This window comes from Micromonospora sp. NPDC047548 (assembly GCF_040642975.1).
Lineage (GTDB): Bacteria > Actinomycetota > Actinomycetes > Mycobacteriales > Micromonosporaceae > Micromonospora.
This window is the reverse complement of sequence record NZ_JBEYTI010000114.1, coordinates 1-2,672: the sequence shown is the minus strand read 5'-3', so window position 1 is coordinate 2,672 and position 2,672 is coordinate 1. Positions and strand designations below refer to the sequence as shown.

Genomic DNA, 2,672 nt, shown 5'->3' with positions numbered 1-2,672 from the left:
ATCATCAGAAGCCGCGCTCGTCCCACAACTCCAGCCCCGTCCGGTCCTTAACCTGGACAGAACGCCTCAAGCCGGAACAACGCCGGGGCCGTGGGAAGGTACGCCCGTGCTTACCGTAGTCAACTCCGAAGATCCGATGCCACAGACCGTGCCGGGCTCGACGATGGTCGGCGACGAGGTTCAGGGACTCTTCCACCCCCTTGACCGAATGGGAGACGCAGCACCACCCCACTTCCGAGGAGCCGGCACCGGTACTCGTCGATGCCCGAGTTGGCCGGCATCAGCATCCGGGGGTGCCGGCCTCCGGACACTCCGGATCAGGGCTTACGCGCCACCGCCGCATACATGGACGCCTGCGCCGCTGGCCTCCGCTGCTCCGGCGGATCGTCCGGCCGCCACTCGGTGACCGGGCTGATGCCGGGCTCGACGAACTCCAGACCATCGAAGAACCCCGCGAACTGGTCCCTGCTCCGGAAAGCCATGTCGATCATGCTGGTCGTCGTGACCGGCGCCGCGGTCGCCGCGATGTTCCTGGGAACCAGGTCGGTGGTCGCGTGGGAGATCACCACGTAGCTGTTCGACGGGAGGGCCTCGATCAGCCGACGGGTGATCCCGTACGGGTCGTCGGCGTCGGTGAGGAAGTGCAGGATCGCCACGAGCATCAGCCCGACCGGCCGGTCGAAGTCGATCGTGGCCCGCACGTCGGAATGGGCGAGGATCCGCTCCGGGTCACGCAGGTCAGCGTCGACGTACGCGGTGGCACCCTCCGGTGCACTGATCAGCAGGGCACGCGCGTGCGCGAGCACGATCGGGTCGTTGTCGACGTACACGACCCGCGACTCCGAGGTGACGCCCTGGGCGATCTCGTGCATGTTCGGGCTGGTCGGGATGCCCGTCCCGATGTCGAGGAACTGCCGGACGCCGGCCGTCTCGGCCAGGTACCGGGTCGCCCGGTGCATGAACCGCCGGTTCTCGATCACGGTGGTCCGGATCGCCGGATACGCGGCGGCGACTGCGTCGCCGGACCGTCGGTCTGCCGCGAAGTTGTCCTTGCCGCCGAGCCAGTAGTCGTAGCGGCGGGCGGGATGCGGCACGGACGGGTCGATCCGCGACGATGGCTGCTCCGGCACGGGGCGTATGTCCGACGTCGTGTCCGCCAACGCGACCTCCTCGTCCATTGTGGCTGTTCTGCGCGATCGTACCCGTGGATCAGTTCCTTCGGGGGCCGGTGACATCGTCCGCGATGCCCGGCCCTTCCCGCTGGCGTCGGCCGCGCCTGTCACGGCCGGAGCGGGCGGTGTTGTCCGCGCCTGCTCCGCGCCGACCACGACGGCCCCTGCTCCCGCCGCCTCCGCCGGTGACTGTTGGCCGCCGGACGAGGGCCGTTCGGTTGAGGCGGCGCAGCCGCGGGAGCAGATGCCCCCGCGGCTGCTGCCGATCCGTCGGTCGTCAGTCGTTCGTGGTGTCCCAGCCGTAGTCGGGCAGGTCGAAGAAGTCGTCACCGTCGACCCGGTCGACGCTGCCGTCAGCCAGGCCGCTCATCAGCGACTCCACGCCGGTCTGCACGCTCTTCACGAGCATGCCGTGCTGCTTCTGGCCCAGGTCGTCCTGCTGGCCGCGGACCTCGAAGAGCACCGTGCCGGTGCCGTTGAGGGCGAACGCGGAGCGGCCCTGACCCGCGTACTCCCGGGCATCGGGGTGGTAGTACCGGCCGACGGCCGCCAGCTTGGACTGGTTGCCGTACTGCGCCATCAGGCCGTCGGCGACGGTGCGGGCGTAGCGGCGGGACTTGTCTTGGTCGAGTGCCGGCCACGCCGCCTTGTACGCGGCGCCGTCCTGCACGCCCAGCGGCGGGTAGTCGAGCGAGACGGAGATCAGCTTGCCGTCCTGCTCGCCGCCGGTGAGCCGGTCGCACGGCCCCATGTGGTGCAGGTCGACGTACGCGTCGACGGCGCCCTTCTCGGCCCGCAGGGAGACGTAGACGTCGCGGATGGCGCGCGACTCGGGGGAGAGGAAGAAGCCGGCGTCCGTGTCCCGGCCGGGCAGGTCGGCGGCACGCGGCACATAGTTCAGGTCGGGGTTGAAGTCGCGGTTCAGGTCGTAGCCGGGCAGGTTGATGCCGTCTCCGCTGAGCCGGTGGTACCAGGCGCGCGAGGCACCGGCCAACTGCGGGAACTCCGCCACCGTCTCGTCCCAGGACCGCACGTTCATGCGCCGGTTGAGCTCGCCCCCGTCCGGGTTGACCATCGGCATGGCGACGAAGGTGATCTCGCTGAGGACCTTCCGGGTCTGCGCGTCACCGCTGCTGGCCAGGCGCTTGAGGATCGCGAGCAGGGACTCCGTGCCGGTCCGCTCGTTACCGTGGATCGCGCTGGTGACCAGCAGTACCTTTTCGCCGGTGCCCGCCCGGGCCGCCCACAGCTCCCGGCCCTGCGGAGAGTGCCCGACCACCTCGACGTTCACCCGACCGCCGCTGGCGTGCTCGATCTGCGCCAGCTGCTTGCCCACCTGCTCGTGGTTGCTCCAGCCGGACCAGGACGGGCTGCCGCCCACCTTTTTCCGACAGAGGGTGGTTCCCTCGACTTTCGCGTTCTATGCGGCTGCGAGTGCCCATGCTCGCTGGACCTGGCGGATTTCTGCGTTGGTGGGTTGGGCTGGGCGAGAGCCCATAA

2 protein-coding genes are annotated in these 2,672 nt (G+C 69.6%); both read right to left on the bottom strand.

The features are described from left to right. Positions 1 to 317: 317 nt before the first annotated feature. Positions 318 to 1,178 carry an SAM-dependent methyltransferase gene (locus ABZ807_RS33270; RefSeq protein WP_357167118.1) on the bottom strand — a complete coding sequence of 287 codons (861 nt, stop codon included), beginning with the start codon at positions 1,176 to 1,178 and terminating at the stop codon, positions 318 to 320. A gap of 271 nt (positions 1,179 to 1,449) precedes the next feature. Further along, a complete protein-coding gene (locus ABZ807_RS33265; protein WP_357167115.1) occupies positions 1,450 to 2,553 on the bottom strand; it encodes a M14 family zinc carboxypeptidase in 1,104 nt (367 codons plus the stop codon). Positions 2,554 to 2,672 lie beyond the last annotated feature (119 nt).

Bases quoted from the DNA above. Each gene is read 5' to 3' on its own strand.
- ABZ807_RS33270 (WP_357167118.1), bottom strand. From the start codon at position 1,178: ATGGACGAGGAGGTCGCGTTGGCGGACACGACGTCGGACATACGCCCC.